Origin of the sequence: Halogranum gelatinilyticum (assembly GCF_900103715.1) — an archaeon.
GTDB classification, from domain to species: domain Archaea; phylum Halobacteriota; class Halobacteria; order Halobacteriales; family Haloferacaceae; genus Halogranum; species Halogranum gelatinilyticum.
In genome coordinates, this window is record NZ_FNHL01000008.1 from 1 (window position 1) to 17,919 (window position 17,919).

Here is a 17,919-nt window from a genome sequence, read left to right on the forward strand (position 1 = left end):
CGCGTAGTACCCGCGTGCCCATTTGATTTTCTCGCCGTTGTGGTCAGCGTGGCGGTGGTTGTATTTCCGCGAGCTAATCCCTTTGAACCAATTGGCGAGAAGGGACGGGGCGTGCTTCGGTGGACTACTGACGAACAGGTGGATGTGGTCAGATTGGACTGTCAAGTCGATGATTTCGAGTCCTTTGTCGTCAGCGATTTCGTGGAGAATGTCTCGCACACGGTCGCCAACCTCGTTAACCAGTACCGACTGTCGGTACTTGGGCAACCACACTATGTGGTAGTTAAGGTTGTAAGTGGCGTGCCGTGTGGTCTTCATCCGTACTACACACTATGTATCCAGAATATCTTAAAAACACGGTTCACGGTGGGAAATACAGCGATAACATCGTCGGTGGATATGTACGCTGTTGTCCGCTCGACCCGCGGCTAAAGACGCGGGTATGCGCTACGATTCTGTATCACGCCCATCAGCCTGATTGCTCGTTGTGACTTTCCAAACAGACTGTATAGTATAACTATTCAGTATGACTATTCAGACCTATTGTTTGGGCTGGTTTATTAGAAGAACCACGTTCCATTACACGTACCACCGCGATGCGGCCTGTCGCCATCGGTACGGGCGATCACGCCACTGGTTCAAAGTATTACTACTCAGTCTAACTATTTGGTTTGACTGACTAAACTTTGCAGTCTTATTGTTTGGTCGGACTGAGTCTTGTTTGGCGGAGAACGGACGACCTGCGGGACGGGTCGCGGCGCGACATCTGAGAGTTGCTCTCCAGGCCCTCGCGCGGACCGGGACTCGTCGCCCCTCGAACTCAGCGTCGCCGTCGACGCCGACGTCGACCAGTGAGGCACTCGTCCGTGTGCTCCGGCGCGGACTGCTCGAGGAGCCAGAGGAGTGATCGGTCGTTGTCGTCGGGAAAAGCCGCCGTACCGGCTGTCTCGTCGGATCGAACTGACGAGACTGCTTAGTTATACTGATTAGTATGACTGATTCGTTTTACCAACTATTTCGACTGACTTGTCGACCGATCTCTACGGACTCTCAACCGAGTTCTGTTGACGCGTCGGCCTGTCTCCGGCGGCTCAGGCGACTCTGATGACGCTCGTGATCCCGAGCGACTCGGCGACGACCCACGCGACGAAGAGCAGATACGCGACGAGCAGCGTGTACGCCTCCAGGCTCGTCACGGAGAGGTCGGTCCGGAGGAAGGAAAAGAGAAGCACAGTCGCGAGCGTGAGAACGCCGAGCATCGGGACGGCGACGGCGAAGTCGATGGTGACGCTGCCGACGATGAGCACGCCGATAGGGATGGCGACGAGCAGGTCGAAGGTGTTCGAACCGAGGACGTTGCCGAGGCTCGTCACGCCCTTGTTAGCCTTCGCCGTGCGGACGCTGACGAGCGTGTCCGGCAGACTCGTGGCCGCCGCGATGATGGTCACGCCCGCGAGGAACTCGGGGATACCGAACGTCGTCCCGAGCGACTCGACGCCGCCGACCAGCTGCTCGACGGCGACGAGGATGACGAGCAGGCTGACTGCGAGCTTGCCCCACTCGCGGAAGATGGAGACCCCGTCGGTGACCGTCTCGCCGTCGTGGTCGTTGACGTCCTGCCACTGAATGAAGAGATACAGCCCGTAAAGGAGCAGGGGGAGCATGGCGAGCGGCCGGGTGACCTGGCCGGTCAGGACCGGTCCGCCCGGGACGGGCAGATAGATGACCGCGAGCGCGAAGGTGACGACGACCGTCGAGACGGCGATCATGTAGAACTGTGCCTCCTTGTAGACGATGGTCCGGTTCGTCTCCAAGTTCCCGTCGGAGACGATACCCGACAGCGCGGGGATGACAAGGATGTTGAAGATGGCCGAGCCGACGATGGCGCCGACACCCATGTCGAACGTCCCCGCGAGCGCGGTGAAGACGACGCTCGCCAACTCGGGGAAACTGGAGCCGACGGCGACGACGATAGACCCCTGGACGACCGCGGGGAGGCCGTAGTAGCCCGAGAGCCGTTCGGCCGACTCTTCGAGCCAGCTGCTGCCGAACCAGATGAAGCCGGTCGCGACGAGGATGACGAGCACGTTGACGACCGGCGTGTCCGGGAAGAGACCACCGAGGACCATTGGTACGTGGGTCCAGCAGTGAAACCGGTATAATCCTTCCGTACCACCGCGGAGTCGCCTTCATCGAGTCGGCTTCACCGAGCCGCCTTCACCGGGTCGTCCTCACGAGCTGCCCTACTTCTCGGCGTCGTCGTCGCCGAGGCCCGACTCATCGGCCTCCTCCAGGAAGCCGTGGTACGGGCAGACGTACTCGTCGCGGATCAGCTGTTCGTCGACGATGGTGAGACCGAGTCCGTCCAGTTCCTTGCTGATCCGGTTGAGGTCGTCGTGGTCTCTGCCGATGGCGTTGACGTAGACGTTGCGTTCGCCGGTCATGATCTCGCGGACGGCGGTCACCCCCTGGATATGCCGTGCCTCGTCGGCGAGCGTGTCCCGCTCCGGGACGGCCGCTGTACAGATGATCTTCGTGTACAGCGGGTAGCCAGCGAGGTCGTAGTCGATGTCGATGTGGTAGCCTCGGATGACGCCGCTCTCTTCGAGTTTGTTGAGGCGGGTCCGGACCGTACTCGACGACAGCCCGAGCTGTTCGGCGATGTCGGTGGACGACGTCCCGCGCGCGTCCTGCTGGAGATAGTACAGGATATGGCGGTCGACGGAGTCCAACTCACCCTCTTTCATTACTGGAGAGTGCTGGCGTGCCGGAGTGATATAGTCTTGTTCAGTCTCCGGGCCCCCCTCCCGACGGTCGACCTGCGACTGAAAACCTACATGATTGACGGAAACGGATTTTTGACGGGTGTATTTTGACGAACCGTCAAATCAATCGGTTTGTTTATGCATCTCCGTCCAAGAGTAGCCAGTAGACACAACGTGACTTCCTCTCGATTAGCGACACTCCATACGACAGCGGTTCGTTCACGACTCTCCTCCGACGGTTCGGCAGTTCTCAGCGCTGACCCGGCACAGAGCGACCGTGGCGGCGGACAGAGCGGTGGCCCTCCATGAAGGAGTTAGAACGGGACCTCGGACTTCCTGCGGTCCTCGCCATCAGTATCGGTGCGATGATCGGCAGTGGGATCTTCATCCTCCCGGCACTCGCACTCGAAATCGCCGGACCGGCGGTCATCCTCGCCTACGCCCTCGCGGGCCTTCTCGTCGTCCCGGCGGCCCTCTCGAAGTCCGAGATGGCGACCGCGATGCCCGAGGCCGGTGGGACGTACATCTACATCGAGCGCGGCATGGGACCGTTGCTCGGGACTATCGCCGGCATCGGCACGTGGTTCTCCCTCTCGTTCAAGGGCGCGCTCGCGCTCGTCGGCGGCGTTCCCTATCTGCTCTTGCTGTTCGACCTGCCGCTGAAGCCGGTCGCGCTCGGTCTCGCGGGGTTGCTCATCCTCATCAACCTCGTCGGCGCGAAACAGACCGGTCGGCTCCAGGTCGCCATCGTCGTCGTCATGCTGGCCGCCCTCGGCTGGTTCGCCGCCGGGAGCGCGCCGAGCGTCCAGTCGGCTAACTACGTCGGCTTCTTCGACTCGGGTCTCGAGGGCATCCTCGCGGCGACCGGACTGGTGTTCGTCTCGTATGCGGGCGTCACGAAAGTCGCGAGCGTTGCCGAAGAGGTCGAAGACCCCGGCCGGAACATCCCGCTCGGCATCCTCGGCTCGCTCGCGTTCACCACGGTGCTCTACGTCGCCATCGTGGCTGTGTTGGTCGGCGTGACCGACCCCGGCAGCGTCGCCGGGTCGCTGACGCCGGTCGCCGTCGCCGCGGAGGCGACGCTCGGCCAGTTCGGCGTCGTTGCCGTCATCGCCGCCGCGATTCTCGCGCTCATCTCGACGGCCAACGCGGGCATCCTCTCCTCGTCGCGCTATCCCTTCGCGATGAGCCGCGACCGCCTCGCCCCGCCGTCGCTCTCGAAGGTCTCCGAGCGGTTCGGGACGCCCGTCACCTCCATCACGCTCACGGGTGCGGTGCTCCTGCTGTTCATCGCGTTCGTCCCGATTCTGGACATCGCCAAACTCGCCAGCGCGTTCCAGATTCTGGTGTTCGCGCTCATCAACGTCGCCGTCATCGCCTTCCGCGAGGGTAGCGCGGAGTACGAACCCGAGTTCACCTCGCCGCTGTATCCCTGGATTCAGATCTTCGGTCTCGTCACCGGTGGACTCCTCCTGACGCAGATGGGCACGGTCGCCCTCGTCGGTGCGGCCGCCATCATAGTCGGCGGTGTCGCCTGGTTCTTCTTCTACGTCCGGCCCCGCGTTGACCGCGAGGGCGTAGCGACCGACGCGGTGCGCCGCCGTGTCGGCCGCGACCTCCTCTCGGAGACGGAGTCGGCCATGAACGACAGCCGTCGCGAGGTCCTCGTCGCGCTCACGAAGAACCTCGACGCCGACCGCGAGCGGTCGCTGGTCTCTATCGCCGCCGACCTCGTCCGGCCCGACGACGGCCGCGTGGTCGTCGTCCGATTCGAGGAGGTGCCCGACCAGGCACCGCTCACGGACGACCTGACGGTCCAGTCCCCCTCCGACCGCTCGTTCGAGACGCGGATGGCGTCGCTCTCGGAGGAGCTGGACGTCGACGTCGAGGCCGACGAGATCGTCAGCCACGACACGAAACACGCGGTCGTCAACTTCGCGGAAAACCGCGGAGTCGATACCATCATCGCCGAGCACGAACCGCTCCGGCTCCGCTCGCGGCTGCTCGGCGACCCCATCGACTGGGTCGTCCGCCACGCCTCGTGCGACGTCCTCCTCGTCGACAACCTCGGGTACGACCTGCCGGCACGCATCGCACTCTCCAGCGACGGCGGCCCCTATCCACCGCTGGCAGTGAACGTCGCCGAGGCGATCGCGAAGGCAGACGGGAGTAAACTCTCGCTGTGGTATCCCGAGAACTCGACGGAGAGCGACCAGTACAAGCGGACCATCGACGAGTATCAGTCCGAGCTCTCGGCACTGCTCTCCGTCCCGGTGCGTTCGGAGCTGTTCCGGGCCGACGGCGGGCAGCCGTCGACGCCGGACGTGGTGGTGCGTCCCGGTTCCGACGAACGGCTCCGCAACGTCCTGTTCGACGACGGCCCGGTCTTCCCGAGTCCGGGCTGTACGACCATCACCGTCTACCAGCACGAATCGAGCCGTCCGCGGCTCGGCCGTCGGCTCCTCGAACGAGTCACCTTCTGAGAGCGGCGCGGCAGGGCAGCCGTCCCCTGGCTGAATCCGGTCCGAAACGGGTTGACAGCCCCGGACCTCGAGTGGCCCATCGCCGTCTCGGGAGACCGTCCACGCGACGCGACTCCGAGACACCGCCGAACGTCGTGGTCCCGAGGCTAAGAGGCGGCTGTCTGGGTAAATAATAGTGTTTAATAAATGCAATGCTATTTGTTAAATCTGCAACTCTGAGACCCCTATGCTCTCTCACTGTTGGGCCACTCGGCGAGTCTCTGTCTCCGCTCGATACACTGCGAAGAGGACGGGGACCACCAAACCAAAGTAAGCTGATAAACCTCATAATACCGCCCTTGTTCGGCTCTTTCGCAGCGAACATTCAGCTTCGACACCTCGGGTGAGACCAAACTACGAGTCGGCTCGGACGCCGACGTCGATGGGCCGAGATGTCTAGAGAGCTGTTGGACGGACTGACTACAGTCGACTTCATAAGTTCTAGTAATTCACAATACTATCGCCGCTCGGCGACCGTTCGGTCTGCCGGTCGAGCGAAGTCTCCCGGCGGGGTCCGACGGCGTCATCCGAGGGACGCTCGACCCGTTCAGACGCCTCCGACGCCGGGGGTGACACCGGTGTCGACGGGTTCCGACAGGCTCCGGGCACCGAGTGCGATCCCCACCATCGACAGCCCGGTGACGAGGAGGTTCACGCCGAACATGACGCCGACCGCCCAGAGTGCGGTCGAGGGAAAGCCAGCCCACAGGAGGAGGGCGAGGATGATGCCGATGACACCGCTCGCCACTGTCCAGAGCGAGCGTCTCTCACCGCGAAGACGGAGTCCCATCGCGACCTCGACGACACCCGACGCGAGGAGATAGCCGACGACGAGCAGCGTCAACGTCAACAGTCCGAAGACCGGGTTCAGGAAGACGGCGAGACCGGCGAGCAGGGTGACCGCACCGACCGCGATCTGCCAGACGAACCCGCGCCATCCGGTGGCTCTGAACGCACCGATCGCCTGCGTCACACCGCCAACGATGAGGAGCACCCCGACGAGAGTCGCGATCGACAGCCCGGTCAGGAAGGGCGCGAGCGTCGCGACCAGTCCGAGGAGCGCGACGACGACGCCAGCGGCGAGAAGCGGCCGCCAGTTCGACTGAAGACTGCTCCCGAGTGGTTCGTCCGCTGCACCGGCCGATGGATTGCTTGTACTGGACATAGCTAGCGTATCTGTTGGTCGGCAGTGAGATTAAGCAGTCTCGCCGATTCGTCCGAGAGTCTCGGAATCGGGACGGTCGAGTTGAGAGGCGGTCGACACGCCGTTACTCACCGGGGGTCTCCCACTACTATCAAGTCGGTAGCCAGCGTAGGTGGTTCGGGCGATTACCACCTGCTACGGACGGAGAGCGGGGGCGAACAGAGCCGATAACCGCGAGACGTATGACATCCATGCAGCCATCCGGAGACCGGACCTACTACTTCATCAGCGACTTGCATATCGGGGGCGACGAGCAGTTGCAGAACGTCGAGTTCGAGGACGAACTGCTGGCGTTCCTCCGTGACCTCGAACAGACCGACGAGGACGCCGAACTCGTCGTCAACGGCGACGCCTTCGGTCTGTGGGAGTTCACCGAACTCGAAGGACTGGAGAAGCTGGACGCGCTCGTCGACCGGTATCCGCGACTCTTCGAGCAGTTGCGGAAGACCGGCCAACGGATACCGATCACGTTCATCCCCGGTAACCACGACTACGAACTCGCGTGTTATCCGGAGTACGTCGACCGGTTGGCCGAGTACAACGTCGTTCTCGAACAGGAGGTGGTCATCACGCGGGAGGTCGGCGGCCGCCGCCTCTGGATCGAACACGGCCAACAGCGAGACGCCAACAACCGAAGCCCCGACTTCGGCAACCCGCACGCGAACCCCCCGGGATACTTCGTGAACCGCCACATCACCAGTCGGGCGGGAAAGATATCGGGACGGGGGAAGTTCAACTGGCTGAAGGACATCCAGTCGGTGACGCCGATGACGCAGATACCCGACTGGATGATCTCGAACTACTTCTACCGGGAGATGAGTCCGTTCCTCCGGTACGCTTCTCTGCCGTTTCTCCTCCTGTTCAACGTGAGCGTCCTCTACCTCCTCGTCGTGCTGCTCGACGTCTCGGGGCTGTGGCCGACACCACAGCGCGTGGTCAACGCGGTCCTCGCGCAGTTCGGTATCGTGGGCGCGCTGATCGACGCCGTCCTGTTCGTCAACCTCGTCGTCATCGCGATTCTCGTGTTGATTTCGATTCCCCTCTTCTTCTTCGTCCGAGACACGCGGAAGACGCTCAGGCGGTTCGGACTGATAGAGGGCACAGACCCGGAAGAGATGCGCGACGTGTACGTCGAGGGTGCCCGTGAGGTGTTCGCGGCCCATGCGGAGGTGGCGTGTTTCATCTACGGCCACACCCACCGCCCCTCGGTGACCGAGGTCGACGGCCGGGTCGTCGTGAACACGGGAACGTGGCTGAAACGGCTCACCCGCAAGTCCGCCGTGTTCGGACTGCTTCCGTGGGTGTTCTACCCGTCGTACTGTCTGAACTACGTCCGGATCTTCGAGTCCGAAGGTTCCGTCGCGGTCGAGTACCACCGCGTCGAGAAGTCGACTCCACCGGAGTTGACACTGCTCGAACGGCTGCTTACACGCGCACCACGGAGCGGGGCGTCGATTCCCGAACGGACACTCGTCGGCCCACAGCCGAACCGTCGCTCTGCCGACCGTGAAGAGACACTGTCCACACGGCCGTCGGCCGACGAGAGGTCGGCCTGAGCACTGTCTCGCGCGTTGCAGGCGTCCGAGCCAATAATGTCATCTCACTTATTGCTACGCCCTGCGTACCCTTCTCATGCGTCTGGTCCAAGTGTTGATACCCGAGGGTAAGAGCGATAGTGTACTCACAGCCCTCGACGACCAAGGAATCGACTATGCGGTCTTCGAGGAAGTTGGACGTGGTGACTTCGAAGCGATGGTCCAGTTTCCCGTGCCGCCGAGCGGTGTCGAGCCGATCATGGAGGAACTCACTGCGGCGGGCATTCGGGACGACTCGTACACCATCGTCCTTCCGACCGAGACGGTCGTCTCACAACGACTCTCGGCACTGGAAGCGCGGTTTCCGAGCCTCCGCATCTCCCGCGAGGAGTTGTACGCACGGGCGGGAGACCTCGCACCCGCGAACTCGACGTTCTTCGCCTTTCTAATCTTGAGTACAGTCATCGCCACGACGGGCCTGTTACTCGACTCCGCGGCCACGATCATCGGGGCGATGGTCGTTGCCCCGCTGATGGGACCGGCGATCTCCGCGAGCGTCGGGACCGTTCTCGACGACCAACGGATGGCGGCGAGAGGGGTGAAGCTCCAGGTGTTCGGACTGCTCGCCGCGATTGCGACCGGGGCGATCTTGGGCTGGCTGCTCCAGCAGACGGTCCTCATCCCACCACAACTCGATATTCAGTCGATTCCGCAGGTCGCAGAGCGGACCAGTCCGAACTTCTTGTCGCTCTTTCTCGCGCTCGGGTCGGGCATCGCGGGGGCACTCAGCATCATCCGCGGCTCCGGCTCGTCGCTCGTGGGCGTCGCAATCGCCGTCGCACTCGTGCCGCCCGCCGCGACGGCCGGGCTGGGTCTCGCCTTCGGTCTCCCGGGTGTCGCCGTCGCGGGGACCGTGCTCGTCGTCATTAACCTGCTCGCCATCAACGTCTCGGCACTCGTCTTGCTCTACGTCGCCGGCTTCAAGCCGCTGGAGGCGGGGCGGTTCGACGGGGTCCGTTCGTCCGTCTTCTCCCGTATCGTCGTCATCGTCGTCGCCATCGCCGTGCTCTCGGTCGTCCTCGGTGCCGTGACCTGGACGAGCTTCCAAGCGGAATCCCTCGAACGACAGACGCAGACCGTCCTCCAACAGCAGTTCGACGAGGCCGACATCGAGGGGGTGCAACTCGTCAGCGTCACCGTCGATTACCGCCCTGCCGACATCCTGCTCGGAAACCAACCGCAGGTCGACGTGCTCGTCGGGATCCCCCGCAGTCTCGAAGCACCACCCGACCTCGCCCAACGGTTCGACGATACGCTGACCGACGAACTGGGCCGTGACGTCGTCGTCCGAGTGGGCTTCATCGAGGCACAGCTGTCGGAGGCAGAAGAACGAGACCCACCGCTCGGATGGCCGTCGATGGCGTCGCCGCCGACGGGGACGGCGGAACCGATGGGAACAGCGAGACCGATGTGAACGACGAGAGCCATGTGGATGGCGTGATCGGCGGTACAACCGCGGGCTAACGGCACTCAATGGACTGTCCATCCGTTGCCACGACAGACTGTTAGTTGTTACAGAGCTAGCGGTGTCACGAACACTTCGGACGGCCGTGACAGTCGCGATTTGCAGTCTACCGGACGACTAGCCGCTTTTCGGCCACCGGCGGGCCGAGACAGATAGTGGCGATTCGCTGGATTGTACAGATATCGTTCTCAAATATTCTCGTTTATCCACAGTACTACCTTATCTCGATACCGTCCGTTGTAGGGGTGTATGACTTCGTTAGTTGTGCTTGCGTTCAAGACCATAGACGGTGCGGAACAGGCCCGGGAGAAGCTCTACGAACTCCAGAAACAGCAGCTCATCACACTCGAAGACGCGGCAGTCGTTCGCCGGGACGAGAACGGGAAAGTGAAAGTCAAACAGGCCCACAGCCTCGTCGGTGCGGGCGCGCTCGGGGGTGCCTTCTGGGGAATGCTCATCGGCCTGCTCTTCTGGGCACCGTGGCTCGGACTCCTCGCGGGGGCGGCATCCGGCGCGCTTTCGGGCAAACTCACCGACATCGGCGTCGACGACAAGTTCATCGAGGAGGTGAGCGAGACGATCGAACCCGGCCACTCCGCCCTCTTCTTGATGACCCGCGAGGCACAGGTCGAGCGCGTCAGAGACGAGATGACTGACTTCGACTTCGAAATCATCCAGACGAACCTCTCTCCGGCCGACGAACGGGCACTCAAGGACACGTTCGCTGCCGAAGAAGTCAGCGGGTGAGTCGACGGGAACGGTGTGGCTTTTTGCGGATTCCGTGACGGCCGCACGGTTCGGTGAGTCACGGGTCTCCGTCGACGACGGTGGCCATCCGGAGCCCACATGAGCCGACAACGCGGCATTGCGAGACGGACGACAGAGACTCTCGCCGAGCTGCAGGTCGGCTGGTGGGCGTTCGCGCTCGTCGTCGTCGGCATCGTGGCGTTCGTCGGCTACGTCTATCTCCCGTGGATCGTCTTCGGGCTGTTCGTCTACTACGTGGCACGGCCCATCGAACGCCGGCTCGACGACGTGCTCCCGTCGCGAAACCTGTCGGCTCTCGTGACGCTGACCCTCGTCGTCGTCCCGGTCGTCACGGTGCTGGGAGCCGCGGTGCTCGTCACGGTCGTCGAACTCAGCCGGTTTTTCTCGACCGAGATCGTCGCGAGGCTCGACGAGGCACTGCCGTTCGCGGTCGGCGTGCTCCCACGGGACCCCGCCGAGTTCGGTGCCGTATTCGCCAGCTGGCTCAGCGGTGGCGCGTTTCAGACCGTCTTCGGGTCGATAACGCAGACGGTCGGGTCGGTCGCTGCGACCCTGTTCAACGGCTTCCTGTCGTTGCTGTTCGCGTTTTTCCTCCTTCGGGAGGACGACCGACTCGCCGCGTGGTTCGTCCGAAACGTCGCCGGCGAGGACTCCGACGTCGTCGACTATCTTTCTGCTGTGGACGAGAGATTACAGTCCGTCTACTTCGGCTACACCATCACGATCTTCGTCGTCATGCTCCTGGCGACGGTCGCCTACAGTGCGTTCAATCTCGTCGCCCCGCCGGGGATGCGGATTCCGGCACCGATTCCGCTGGCCGTCGTCACCGGCCTGTTCACCGTCATCCCGCTCGTCGGCCGGAGCATCGTCTACTTTGTCGTCGCTGGCTACCTCGCCACCGTCGCGGTACGGACGGACCCGACGTCGCTGTGGTTTCCCCTCGCGTTTCTGGCCGTCATGGAACTGCCCTTCGACAACCTCATTCGGGTGTACGTCCGCCCGGCCCTGTCGGGGCGACTGGTCCCGATGAGTTTCATCGTGTTCGCGTATCTCCTTGGCCCGCCGCTGTTCGGCTGGTACGGCATCTTCTACGGCCCATTGCTCATGGTCGTCGTCGTCCTGTTCTTCCAGTCGAAGCTCCCGGAACTCGTGGGCCGCGGCGGCGACGCGACACAACCGTCGCAGACCGATACGGTTGACCCGACCGATACGGTCGAACCGTCCGAGAAGGTTGACCCCGCCGAAACAGTTGGCGAGTCGCTCGGGCCGACGTCGGACATAGATTGATGCTGTCCCCGACCCAACAGTAGCCATTCGAACAGGGTGGACTCGGTGTCACGACGTCTCTGTGGCCGGTTCACGCTGTCGAGCTAGAAGATCATGAGCCAAGCGTTACCCGAAGAGAGGATCATCGAGGATGCCAGACGCAACGCCGCCATCGCGTGGGTGCTCACCGCACTCCTCGTGGTGGTCGCCGCCGTCAGCTTCTTCGCTGGCCTGTTCGTCGACATGGCGGTCGCGGCTGTCGCGGCGGCGGTCGTACTCGTACCAGCATTCGCACACCGAACGTGGACCAGGACCGTCCCCTGGCCGATACTGCTGCTCGCGTCGCTGCCGCTGGTCGTTCGGGCGTTCGAACCGTCGTTCCTCGCCGATACGGTCGCCGCGCTCGGCATCGCGGCACTGGCGCTGCTCGTCGTCGTTGTCCTGCAGCTGACGACGACCGTCAGCATGACGCCAAACGTTGCCATCGGCGTCGTCGTAATCGCGACCCTCGCGACCGCCGGGTTCTGGGCACTCGGCTCTGCGGCCTCCGCGAGATATCTCGGAACGGGATTCGTCGAGACCAACGACCAACTCATGGGTATCTTTACGTCCGCGCTGGTGGCCAGTCTCGCCGCCGCGCTCCTCTTCCGCTGGTATTTCGGACGGGTGCTCGAAGCGAACCGCGAGGCGGAACCAATCGAGGAGGTGCGGACCGTATGAAGCTCCGAGACCGGCTGCATCTTTCGAAAGGTCGCCAGTCCCAACTGGTCAGATTCCTGCAGTTCGTGATGGTCGGCATCCTCTCCATCGGCCTCTATCTGGGGAACATGGGCGTCGTGGTCAACGCCGCCGTCGGGCTGCTCGTGACGTTCCTCCCCGCCTATCTGGAGCGTAACTACCGGTTCACGATGGACGTCGCGCTGGTGCTCTGGATTACGGTGGCGATGTTCCTCCACGCGTTCGGGACGCTTCCGCTGCCGGGGTTGGAGTTCACGAGTGCCTACTCAGCGACGTGGTGGTGGGACCACATGACCCACGCACTCTCGTCCTCGTTGGTCGCGGGTGTCGCCTACGCGATCGTCCGCGCACTCGACGAACACAGCGAGTTCATCCACATGCCGCCGAAGTTCCTCTTCGTCTTCATGCTCATGTTCGTGATGGCGTTCGGGGTGGTCTGGGAACTCCTCGAGTTCTACATCAGCGTCGTCTCCGCGCTCCTCGGTGCCGAGACCGTCCTCACCCAGTACGGACTCGGCGACACCGTCCTCGACCTGTTCTACAACTCGGTCGGTGGCCTGCTCGTCGCCATCTTCGGCTCGGCGTATCTCACCGGCGTCTCGGGGCAACTCGCAGAGCGGCTCGGCGCGCAGTCCGCAAAACGGTAGTCGCGGGACGCTCTCTCGGATTGGAGTCAGTCCTGTCCGGCCGTCTCAGTGTCTCCCCGGAGACCGTCCTCTGGACGCTCGACGGCCGTCGGTGCCGGCTCCGGCTCGGCTATCTCTCTCGGCAGGAGCGCGGAGGCCACGAGCGTGAGAAGCACGAGCAACACGAGCAGCAAGAGCGACCCTTGTCCCGCATCGACGATTGCCGTATCGAAGGCACCGGCGACGAGGTCCTGCTCGGCAGGCGACAGTCGAGCCAGGAAGGCCGCCTGCGTCTCCTTCGTCGCCGTCTCGATGGCCGATTGAAGCTGTATCGCCAGCGTGTTCCGCTGTTCGACCGAGAGGTCCGCACCCTGTACAGAGAAGAGCGCGGTGACGACGCCACGGTAATACTGGTTGAGGAGGAACGACCCGATGACTGCCGTCCCGAGCGCGTAGCCCAGCATCGCAGTCGCGTTCAGCGCGCCCGACGCCTCCGAGGAGTCCGCCGTGTCGACGGCCGAGAGCGTTATGTCGATCAGCTGTGCCCCCACGAGACCGAGACCGAGACCGAAGATCACCATCGGGACCACGGTCTGGCTGAGCGTCATCTCTAGGCTCGTCTGCGGAATCAACAGCAGGAGTCCGACTGCCATGAGGACGATACCGCCCTGGATGAGTAGCTTCGGCGAGACGTGCTCCCGCCAGCCAGTGGTGACCATCGACGCGACCAGCGTCGCGAGCGAGAACGGCAGCATCGCCAACCCGGCCTCGAAGGCCGTGTAGCCGACTCCCGACTGCAGGAACACGGGGATGACGAAGATGAACCCGGCCATGACCAGCGAGCGGGCCATGTTCGTGAGTATTCCCGAACTGAACCGTCCGTTCGTGAGGATGCGAATGGGAAGCAGCGGCGACCCACCGGCGCGCTCGACCCGAAGCTCGTGTTGCGCGAAGAGAGCGAAGCCGAGCAGGCCGCCCCCGATGAGCCAGACCGCCGGAGACGTCCCGAACGGGGTCAACTGAACGCCGCCCAGGACGAACGGGCGTCTCGCCACGAGCCAGCCGTACGTGCCACCGGCGAGGAAGCCGGCGACGAGCATCGTCGCACCGACCGCCGAGAGGAGCGCGCCCTGGACGTCGAGCCGGTCGCGCGTCTCGCCGAGTCGCGCTTCGGGGAGATACCGGACGAACACGAGCGTGACGAGGACGACGAGCGCTTCGAGTGCGAAGCCCCACCGCCAGCTGGCGTACGTGGTCAGCGCGCCCCCCAGGATGGGACCGACGGCCGCGCCGGTCGCGTTCACCCCTGCCAGAATGCCGAGGGCCTTCGCACGGTCTTTCCCCTCGTAGCTGAGGACGAGCACGGTGAAGGTCAAAGGGAGCAACACGGCGGCCGCGGCTCCCTCGACGAACGACCAGCCGAGATACAGAACGAGCGGATTCCAACTCACTGCTGCGAGCAGCGTCCCCGCTGCGTAGACGACGAGCGTGACGGTCATCAGCCGTCGCAACCCGACCATCGTCGCGAGCTTCCCGCCGGGGAGGATGAGCGCGGCCATCACCAACGAGTAGACCGCAATCGCGCCCTGTACGACGGAGACGCTTGTATCGAGATCGACAACGATGGCGGGGATGGCGACGTTCATCAGCGTCGAGTCGATGACCGCGATGAACATCGCGAGACTCACCGCGATTGCTGGCCCCCAGTACTCAAGCCCCGTCGCTCGTTCGTCTGTGGGCGAACCGGCTGGCGTGTCACTACGTGTCCCGTCAGTACTCATGAAGAGAGAACTTCGCGGTTGTGCTACATCAACTCGTACTCTCTCACGCCGGACAGTCTCTGTTTCCGTCGTTTCGCTGGCGTCCGAGCGAGCATCTCGCGCATCGAATATTTATCACAGGAAACCGACTAGCAATGGGGACAGTAATGGCTACAACACGAGAAACGGCGTCGAGAACAGCGTCGTCGACCACCGAACCACTGGACGAGCCAGTCGATACGAGACTGCGGCTTGCGGTCGGCGTGATCACCATCGGAATCGGTTTCTTCGCGATCGCGATGCCACTCGTCACCGGCGTCTTGGTGAGCGTGTGGCTCGGGCTGTTGCTGATCGTCGTCGGTATCGTCCGCACGGAGGCATTGAAACATCGGTCCGACGTCCGTTTCGGAAGCGTGGCCGCAGAGGTGCTCCGCGCCAGCCTCTACGTCGTCGTCGGACTCATCCTCCTCTTGCTCCCGCTCGAACCGTCGCGTCTCTCGCTGGTGCTCGCGATTCCGGTCGTCATCGACGGGATCGGCTTCCTCTCGCGTGCTGCACGTGTCGAAACGGGACCGTGGCGGTCCGCGCTCGTCGGCGTCGCACTCGTCTGCATCTCGGTGCTCCTCGTCGTCGGGTGGCCCGGAAGCACCGCAGTCCTGCTTGGGGGTCTCTTCGGAGGAGGACTCGTGCTGGTCGGGGCCGTGGCCGTCCTCTCGTCCGTTTCGTCGGAGCTGCAGTGATCACTGAGTCGGGTATGGTGACGTGGTTATTCTGTGCTTTTTCGACCTTCTCACTGCAACCACGTCCTGTTCTGAATCACGGTCGTCCTGAGCGGCGTGTCGCTGCCACGGTCTCTCGTGGATTGAGCAACTCAAGAAAACCAAGCGGGGACACGTGAACAGATGCTCAGGACCCTCACCGAGTAAGAGGCCTGCGTGAAAGCCTGAAGAGAATGCAGAAGTAGTTAGAACAATTCGCATCAGAATTCACTAACAGATCCACGGAGGGAGCCCCGATATGATCCACATTTACATTTATCAGACATTCCCTGAATATCTTGGTTTAATTTTGCCTTTATTCGATAGTACGGGGTGAATTATAGATAATGGATGTTAAAATGGAGTCTACACGACATCATTCTGTGGCAAGCAGAATGGGTCTACCAGAGTGAGATCCGTGTCACGTTTCCATCGGCTGAACTCTTTTGCCAACGAGATAGACGCCATTTCTAAGTGGATCTCACTGGCTAATGAGCACGAGAATTCCGACACGAATAATGTCAGTCACGAGCGGTCAAAATATCCAATGAGTCTTGTATTGGTACTCCTCAATACCTCCACATCCTGTCTCGAACGAAGCACAAGGTTCACGAGCTGCTCAGGTCCCAATCCAGGGGCACTGGGTAACGGTGGCCGATGTGGTGCTCTCTACTGTAACACCGCCAACCCACAGGCTATCAAAAAATCCGTACCAATGGTTTACTGGGAATCAAACTGGGCGTGCAGTCTCTCGCTGATATCCCGGTACGCTTGGTGTACCTTCTCAATATCGATAGGGTCTCCAATCATAGCGAAGAATCCGTGGGTTAGATCCTCATAGTTGGAGAACGAGGTGGAGACATTCGACTTTCGGAGCCGTTCCGCATACAGTGCACCGTCGTCCCTGAGTGGGTCGAATCCGGCAGTGAGTACGGTGGCTGGTGGCAGCCCGGAGAGATCATTCGCCTTTCGCGGCCACGCGTAGTAGTTCGCGTCGTCGATGTCTGAGTCGGTGTACAGCTCGTAAATCATATCGACGATGTCTGCGGTGAGGTCGTACCCGGTTGCGTTTTGCTTGTAGGCCTCACTCGTTCGAGCGTCACCGACGGCAGGATAGATCAGCACTTGGTGTGCCACCTTGGGACCGTCACGATCACGGGCCAACAGAGCGGTTGCAGCGGCCAAGTTACCACCAGCACTATCCCCCATTACGATTGTCTGATCTGGGTCGACACCGAGTTCGGCCGCTGAATTGGAGACCCATTCAAGAACCGAGTAGCAATCGAGAAGTCCGGCCGGGAACGGGTTCTCTGGTGCTAATCGATAGTCGACACTGACAATCGGATAGCCTGTCACGTTGGCCATCTTCCGACACACTCGATTGTGTGTGTCGATGCTACCGGAGATCCACCCACCCCCGTGGAAAAATACGATCGAAGGAGAACTCTGAGAACGGTCTGCTCGGGGTTCGTATTGTCGGACCGGAATCTCGCCATTCGGGCCGAGGACAGTATCGTCAGAAACTCTTTCGATCGGAATTTCGAGATCCGAACTGAGAGGACTCTCAGCGTCCATCTGACGTAACTCTTCGACGGTCAACTCGCTTGCAGGTGGGTCATCAGAATCGGCATCCCCCTCAAGATGGTCAGCGATCAGTGGATGCACTTCATCTGCTCTCGATGGAGTCGTCGTTATCGTCGTATCTACGGGTGAAGTCATGGCTATTGACGCGGAATTTTCCGTAATTTATACCTGTCCCATACTGTTAAATATGTTCTCATGTGCAAGACACGAAATTACACACCTCCGGGGACATCCCAGAAAGCCACAGGGCAGTTAGTCGAGATTAACTGAGGGTATTCTCGACGAGTCGGACCTGCATCGAGAAGGCGAACCCCGCATAGACGAGTACGAACGCCACAGTGAACACAGTCGTCGTAAGGAGCAAGGCGAGTGTGAGAACGCCCATCGTCATCGAGGAAGTCGGGTTCGAAGCGACCCACTGAACGCCGAATCGGAGCGCGTCTTTCCCGGATTGCCCCTGAGAGAGTCCCACGAACGTAGGGACGAGAACCAATGAGAGATAGACCCCCACATAAAATGTCAGAACCATGATTGCGAGCCGGAGGATGGTGAATTCGAGTGTCAAGACATAGAGATACGAAGCTGACAGTCCGAAAAACAGGGGTGGCAGTAGCCCGAACACGGTGGCTGGTATCGCCCGTCGGCGGACCACACGGAAGACCTGGGTGGGATTGACTCGGTTCCGGTCGGAGTTCAGTTCCCGAATCGCAGTGTAGGCTCCCAACGTCGCAGGACCGATGGTGATAACTGGGAGACAGCTTACCGTCCAAGCGAGGCTGATAACGACAAGCCAGTAGCTATTGTTGTAGACGAACCTGCTTGTCCCGGAGAGACCATCTCCGAGCCGTTTCACCGAGGCGTTCGCCAT

Annotated in this window: 15 protein-coding genes; 8 read left to right on the top strand and 7 right to left on the bottom strand. The window is 61.9% G+C overall.

What is annotated here, in order from left to right:
- From tnpA to BLR57_RS17760, 3 genes are all read right to left on the bottom strand, one after another.
- Window positions 1-318, bottom strand: a 318-nt coding sequence (tnpA, locus tag BLR57_RS17750; protein ID WP_089699862.1) for an IS200/IS605 family transposase, incomplete at its 3' end; no start/stop codon positions are given.
- 773 nt (window positions 319-1,091) lie between these two features.
- Window positions 1,092-2,129, bottom strand: a complete 1,038-nt coding sequence (locus BLR57_RS17755; protein WP_089699865.1) for a sodium:calcium antiporter — start codon at window positions 2,127-2,129, stop codon at window positions 1,092-1,094.
- A gap of 114 nt (window positions 2,130-2,243) precedes the next feature.
- Window positions 2,244-2,747, bottom strand: coding sequence for an Lrp/AsnC family transcriptional regulator (locus tag BLR57_RS17760; RefSeq protein ID WP_089699867.1), 504 nt, complete (start codon window positions 2,745-2,747; stop codon window positions 2,244-2,246).
- Window positions 2,748-3,070: 323 nt separating this feature from the next.
- On the opposite strand from BLR57_RS17760, the gene BLR57_RS17765 reads away from it, so the two are divergent.
- On the top strand, window positions 3,071-5,248 hold the full coding sequence (locus BLR57_RS17765) for a universal stress protein (protein ID WP_089699869.1): 2,178 nt from the start codon (window positions 3,071-3,073) through the stop codon (window positions 5,246-5,248).
- Between the two features lie 586 nt (window positions 5,249-5,834).
- On the opposite strand, the gene BLR57_RS17770 is transcribed toward BLR57_RS17765, so the two are convergent.
- Window positions 5,835-6,452, bottom strand: a complete 618-nt coding sequence (locus BLR57_RS17770; RefSeq protein ID WP_089699870.1) for an HdeD family acid-resistance protein — start codon at window positions 6,450-6,452, stop codon at window positions 5,835-5,837.
- Window positions 6,453-6,682: 230 nt separating this feature from the next.
- Between BLR57_RS17770 and BLR57_RS17775 the strand changes: the two genes are divergently transcribed.
- The 6 genes from BLR57_RS17775 to BLR57_RS17800 all read left to right on the top strand — a co-directional run bounded on the left by BLR57_RS17775 (window position 6,683) and on the right by BLR57_RS17800 (window position 12,970).
- Window positions 6,683-8,047 carry a metallophosphoesterase gene (locus BLR57_RS17775; RefSeq protein WP_089699872.1) on the top strand — a complete coding sequence of 455 codons (1,365 nt, stop codon included), beginning with the start codon at window positions 6,683-6,685 and terminating at the stop codon, window positions 8,045-8,047.
- Window positions 8,048-8,123: 76 nt separating this feature from the next.
- The gene (locus BLR57_RS17780) at window positions 8,124-9,500 is read left to right on the top strand and encodes a TIGR00341 family protein (RefSeq protein ID WP_089699874.1); all 1,377 of its coding nucleotides are present in this window, start codon (window positions 8,124-8,126) and stop codon (window positions 9,498-9,500) included.
- Between the two features lie 300 nt (window positions 9,501-9,800).
- Window positions 9,801-10,298 (top strand): DUF1269 domain-containing protein, encoded by a 498-nt coding sequence (locus tag BLR57_RS17785; RefSeq protein WP_089699876.1) that lies wholly within the window; start codon window positions 9,801-9,803, stop codon window positions 10,296-10,298.
- Window positions 10,299-10,397: 99 nt separating this feature from the next.
- Window positions 10,398-11,606 carry an AI-2E family transporter gene (locus tag BLR57_RS17790; protein WP_089699878.1) on the top strand — a complete coding sequence of 403 codons (1,209 nt, stop codon included), beginning with the start codon at window positions 10,398-10,400 and terminating at the stop codon, window positions 11,604-11,606.
- A 93-nt stretch (window positions 11,607-11,699) separates the two neighbouring features.
- Window positions 11,700-12,305, top strand: a complete 606-nt coding sequence (locus BLR57_RS17795; RefSeq protein WP_089699880.1) for a hypothetical protein — start codon at window positions 11,700-11,702, stop codon at window positions 12,303-12,305.
- The gene (locus tag BLR57_RS17800) at window positions 12,302-12,970 is read left to right on the top strand and encodes a DUF2238 domain-containing protein (RefSeq protein WP_089699882.1); all 669 of its coding nucleotides are present in this window, start codon (window positions 12,302-12,304) and stop codon (window positions 12,968-12,970) included. The genes BLR57_RS17795 and BLR57_RS17800 overlap by 4 nt, the downstream gene beginning before the upstream one ends.
- A 26-nt stretch (window positions 12,971-12,996) precedes the next feature.
- Here BLR57_RS17800 and BLR57_RS17805 read toward each other — a convergent pair whose 3' ends face one another.
- Complete coding sequence (locus tag BLR57_RS17805) at window positions 12,997-14,730, bottom strand: MFS transporter (RefSeq protein WP_244510109.1); 1,734 nt, start codon at window positions 14,728-14,730, stop codon at window positions 12,997-12,999.
- Between the two features lie 146 nt (window positions 14,731-14,876).
- On the opposite strand from BLR57_RS17805, the gene BLR57_RS17810 reads away from it, so the two are divergent.
- Complete coding sequence (locus BLR57_RS17810) at window positions 14,877-15,449, top strand: DUF308 domain-containing protein (protein ID WP_170830697.1); 573 nt, start codon at window positions 14,877-14,879, stop codon at window positions 15,447-15,449.
- Between the two features lie 738 nt (window positions 15,450-16,187).
- Here the strand turns inward: BLR57_RS17810 and BLR57_RS17815 are convergent.
- Window positions 16,188-17,186 carry an alpha/beta hydrolase gene (locus BLR57_RS17815; RefSeq protein ID WP_089699887.1) on the bottom strand — a complete coding sequence of 333 codons (999 nt, stop codon included), beginning with the start codon at window positions 17,184-17,186 and terminating at the stop codon, window positions 16,188-16,190.
- Between the two features lie 127 nt (window positions 17,187-17,313).
- Window positions 17,314-17,919: a DUF624 domain-containing protein gene (locus BLR57_RS17820; RefSeq protein ID WP_089699889.1), complete on the bottom strand. Its 606-nt coding sequence runs from the start codon at window positions 17,917-17,919 to the stop codon at window positions 17,314-17,316.

What these genes read in the sequence shown, in the direction of transcription:
- BLR57_RS17755 (WP_089699865.1), bottom strand. Translation starts at nt 2,129, where the DNA reads ATGGTCCTCGGTGGTCTCTTCCCGGACACGCCGGTCGTCAACGTGCTC.
- BLR57_RS17820 (WP_089699889.1), bottom strand. Translation starts at nt 17,919, where the DNA reads ATGGCGAACGCCTCGGTGAAACGGCTCGGAGATGGTCTCTCCGGGACA.
- BLR57_RS17775 (WP_089699872.1), top strand. Translation starts at nt 6,683, where the DNA reads ATGCAGCCATCCGGAGACCGGACCTACTACTTCATCAGCGACTTGCAT.
- BLR57_RS17790 (WP_089699878.1), top strand. Translation starts at nt 10,398, where the DNA reads ATGAGCCGACAACGCGGCATTGCGAGACGGACGACAGAGACTCTCGCC.
- BLR57_RS17770 (WP_089699870.1), bottom strand. Translation starts at nt 6,452, where the DNA reads ATGTCCAGTACAAGCAATCCATCGGCCGGTGCAGCGGACGAACCACTC.
- BLR57_RS17760 (WP_089699867.1), bottom strand. Translation starts at nt 2,747, where the DNA reads ATGAAAGAGGGTGAGTTGGACTCCGTCGACCGCCATATCCTGTACTAT.
- BLR57_RS17810 (WP_170830697.1), top strand. Translation starts at nt 14,877, where the DNA reads ATGGCTACAACACGAGAAACGGCGTCGAGAACAGCGTCGTCGACCACC.
- BLR57_RS17765 (WP_089699869.1), top strand. Translation starts at nt 3,071, where the DNA reads ATGAAGGAGTTAGAACGGGACCTCGGACTTCCTGCGGTCCTCGCCATC.
- BLR57_RS17800 (WP_089699882.1), top strand. Translation starts at nt 12,302, where the DNA reads ATGAAGCTCCGAGACCGGCTGCATCTTTCGAAAGGTCGCCAGTCCCAA.
- BLR57_RS17795 (WP_089699880.1), top strand. Translation starts at nt 11,700, where the DNA reads ATGAGCCAAGCGTTACCCGAAGAGAGGATCATCGAGGATGCCAGACGC.
- BLR57_RS17815 (WP_089699887.1), bottom strand. Translation starts at nt 17,186, where the DNA reads ATGACTTCACCCGTAGATACGACGATAACGACGACTCCATCGAGAGCA.
- BLR57_RS17805 (WP_244510109.1), bottom strand. Translation starts at nt 14,730, where the DNA reads ATGAGTACTGACGGGACACGTAGTGACACGCCAGCCGGTTCGCCCACA.
- BLR57_RS17780 (WP_089699874.1), top strand. Translation starts at nt 8,124, where the DNA reads ATGCGTCTGGTCCAAGTGTTGATACCCGAGGGTAAGAGCGATAGTGTA.
- BLR57_RS17785 (WP_089699876.1), top strand. Translation starts at nt 9,801, where the DNA reads ATGACTTCGTTAGTTGTGCTTGCGTTCAAGACCATAGACGGTGCGGAA.